Annotated in this window: 3 protein-coding genes; all 3 read left to right on the forward strand. The window is 68.5% G+C overall.

The window, feature by feature from the left end:
* A partial coding sequence (locus ABNT58_RS22250; RefSeq protein ID WP_348755589.1) for an aldehyde dehydrogenase family protein occupies positions 1-1,061 on the forward strand: 1,061 nt, incomplete at its 5' end.
* A gap of 42 nt (positions 1,062-1,103) precedes the next feature.
* Positions 1,104-1,985 (forward strand): transporter, encoded by an 882-nt coding sequence (locus ABNT58_RS22255; RefSeq protein WP_348755590.1) that lies wholly within the window; start codon positions 1,104-1,106, stop codon positions 1,983-1,985.
* A gap of 17 nt (positions 1,986-2,002) precedes the next feature.
* On the forward strand, positions 2,003-3,547 hold a 1,545-nt coding region (locus ABNT58_RS22260), incomplete at its 3' end, for a PQQ-dependent dehydrogenase, methanol/ethanol family (protein ID WP_348755591.1).

The raw sequence follows: 3,547 nt of genomic DNA on the forward strand, positions 1-3,547 counted from the left end.
CCTTCGCGCCGCCCTCGGCGCAGTTCGTCACCTTCACCCGGCGTGAAGCCGTGGGCGTGGTGGCGGCCATCGTGCCGTGGAACTTCCCGCTGCTGATGGCGGTGATGAAGCTGGCCCCGGCACTGGCCGCCGGTTGCAGCGTGGTGCTCAAGCCCGCGGAGCAGACGCCGTTGACCGCGCTGATGCTGGGTGAGCTGCTGATGGAAGCGGGCTTTCCGGCCGGTGCGGTCAACATCGTCACCGGCGATGGCCCCGGCGCTGGTGCGCCGCTGACGGCCCATGCGGGCGTGGACAAGATCAGCTTCACCGGCTCCACCGAGACCGGCAAGCTGATCGGCCGCACCGCGATGGACCGGCTGGCCCGGGTGACGCTGGAGCTGGGCGGCAAGTCGCCGGTCATCGTGCTCGACGATTGCGACCCCGCCGCCGCTGCAGCCGGCGCGGCGCAGGCCATCTTCTTCAACCATGGGCAGGTGTGCTGTGCCGGCTCGCGCCTGTATGTGCAGCGGCGCATGTTCGATCGTGTGGTGGCCGACGTGGCGGCGATCGCCAAGCAGATGCCGCTGGGCCATGGCCTTGACCCGGCGGCGCAGATGGGCCCGCTGGTGTCGCAGGAGCAGCTCGACCGGGTGTGCGGCTACATCGAATCGGGCCGGCGCGATGGCGCCGAAGTGCTGAGCGGCGGGCGGCGCGCCGGTGACAAGGGCTACTTCGTGCAGCCCACGGTGCTGACCAACGTGAACCATGCGCACCGGGTGGTGCAGGAAGAGATCTTCGGCCCGGTGCTCACCGCGATGCCGTACGACGACCTGGACGAAGTCGCGCGCCAGGCCAACGACACCCCGTATGGGCTGGGCGCCAGCATCTGGTCGAACAACCTCACACGCGTGCACCAGCTCATTCCGCGGCTGCGTGCCGGCACCGTCTGGGTCAACTGCCACAGCATGCTCGACCCCGGCATGCCCTTTGGTGGCTACAAGCAGTCGGGCATCGGGCGCGACCTGGGCCGCGAAGCCATCGACGCCTACCTGGAGACCAAGTCGGTCTTCATCGCCGCCTGAGCCCGCAGACACCACGACAAGACTGCCTGAGGAGACAAACCCATGAACCTGCGCCTGAGAGCCACCGTCGCGGCCACCTGCGCCGTGCTGGGCCTGGCCAGCGCACCCGCCCATGCCGTGGACGTGGATGCCGGCGACTACACCGCCTTGCCGGCCGGCACCACGCTGGGCCTGGCCTACTACCAGCATGCCGAACGCAACCGGCTGTATGCCGGCGGCGAGCGCGTGCCCATCGATGCCGGCCTGAGCTCGGACGTGGGCATTCTGCGGGTGGTGCACTTCATGCGGCTGGGCGGCATCACCATCGATCCGCAGTTCCTGCTGCCGGTGGCCCGGCTGCGCGCCAAGGACGACCTGTCGGCCCTCGGCAAGGACAGCGGCGTCGGCGACCTGATGCTGGCCGCCACCGCCTGGCTGATCAACGATCCGCAGACCAAGACCTATTTCGGCATCACGCCCTTCGTGTGGGTGCCCACCGGCTCGTACGACCGCAGCCAGGGCGTCAACGTCGGCGAGAACCGCTGGAAGTGGGCGCTGCAGGCCGGCTACATCCGCCCGCTGGGCCCGCAGCTGACGCTGGACGCCGCCGCCGACGTGACCTGGCACGGCCGCAACGACGACTACGGCACCGGCAGCCTGACGCTGCGCCAGAAGCCGGTGTTCCAGCTCCAGGGCTGGCTGCGCTGGCATGCCAGCGATGCGCTGGATTGGCGGCTGGGCCTGTCGCACACCGCGGGCGGCGAGCAGTCCATCGAAGGCGAGTCGCAACACAACCGCCTGGCCACCACGCGCTTTGCGCTGGGCGCGGGTTACTTCATCGGGCCCAAGACCCAGTTGCTGACCACCGTGGGGCGCGACCTGCGCGTGCGCGAGGGCCTGCGTGAATCCGGCCGCGTGAACCTGCGCCTGCTGCAGATCTTCTGATTCAAGGAGCCACCACCATGATGCAAGGACAAAACCTCTACCGCGCGCTGTGGGTGCTGTGCGGCGCGCTGGCAGCGCTACCGGCCCTGTCGGCCCCGGGCGCCGGCAACGCCGTGCAAAAGCTCGACGGCGCCCGCATCCAGGCCAATGCCGCCACCACCCGCGACTGGCCCAGCCATGGGCTTGACTATGCCGAGACTCGCTTCAGCCAACTCAAGCAAATCGACAGCGCCAACGTGAAGCGGCTGGGCCTGGCCTGGACCTACAACCTCGAATCCACCCGCGGGGTAGAGGCCACGCCGCTGGTGGTGGACGGGGTGATGTACGTCAGCGCCTCCTGGAGCGTGGTGCATGCGGTGGACGTGCGCACCGGCCAGCGGCTGTGGACCTTCGATCCGCAGGTGGACCGTGCCAAGGGCTACAAGGGCTGCTGCGACGTAGTCAACCGCGGCGTGGCGCTGTGGAAGGGCAAGGTGTACGTGGGCGCCTTCGACGGCCGCCTGATCGCGCTGGACGCCGCCACCGGCCGCAAGGTCTGGGAGAAGGACACCATCGCCGACCCCAAGTTCTCATACACCATCACCGGGGCACCGCGGGTGTTCAAGGGCAAGGTGATCATCGGCAACGGCGGTGCCGAATACGGTGCCCGCGGCTACATCACCGCCTACGACGCCGAGACCGGCGAGCAGAAGTGGCGCTGGTTCACCGTGCCGGGCGATCCGTCCAAGCCGTTTGAGAACGAGGCCATGGCCGCTGCGGCCAAGACCTGGGATGCCAGCAGCCGCTACTGGGAAGGGGGCGGCGGCGGCACCGCGTGGGACACGCTCACCTTCGACCCCGAGCTGAACCTGATGTACGTGGGCGTGGGCAACGGCTCACCCTGGTCGGCCCGCAAGCGCAGCCCGGCGGGCGGCGACAACCTGTACCTGGCCTCCATCGTGGCGCTGGATCCCGACACCGGCACCTACAAGTGGCACTACCAGGAAACGCCGGGCGACAACTGGGACTACACCTCCACCCAGCCGATGATCCTGGCCGACATCCGCATCGACGGCAAGCCGCGCAAGGTCATCCTGCATGCGCCCAAGAACGGCTTCTTCTTCGTCATCGACCGCACCAACGGGCAGTTCATCTCGGCGCAGAACTTCGTGCCGGTGAACTGGGCCAGCGGCTATGACAAGAACGGCCGCCCGATCGAGACCGAGATGGCGCGTGTGAAGGACAAGCCCTTCGACGCCATTCCCGGACCCTTCGGTGCGCACAACTGGCACCCGATGTCCTTCAACCCGCAGACGGGCCTGGTGTACCTGCCGGCGCAGAACGTGCCCTTCAACCTGATGGACGACAAGGACTGGCGCTTCAATGCCAACCAGCCGGGTGAGCCCATGGCCGGCCTGGGCTGGAACACGGCCATGCGCGCCAACGTGGAAGCGCCCAAGAGCCAGCCCTTCGGCCGGCTGCTGGCCTGGGACCCGGTGCAGCAGAAGGAGGTGTGGCGCAAGGAGCATGTCTCGCCGTGGAACGGCGGCACGCTGACCACGGCGGGCAACCTGGTGTTCCAG

This window comes from uncultured Aquincola sp. (assembly GCF_964001545.1).
Lineage (GTDB): Bacteria > Pseudomonadota > Gammaproteobacteria > Burkholderiales > Burkholderiaceae_C > Aquincola.

Excerpts from the sequence above, each read along its gene's own strand:
- ABNT58_RS22255 (WP_348755590.1), top strand. The coding sequence starts at position 1,104 with ATGAACCTGCGCCTGAGAGCCACCGTCGCGGCCACCTGCGCCGTGCTG.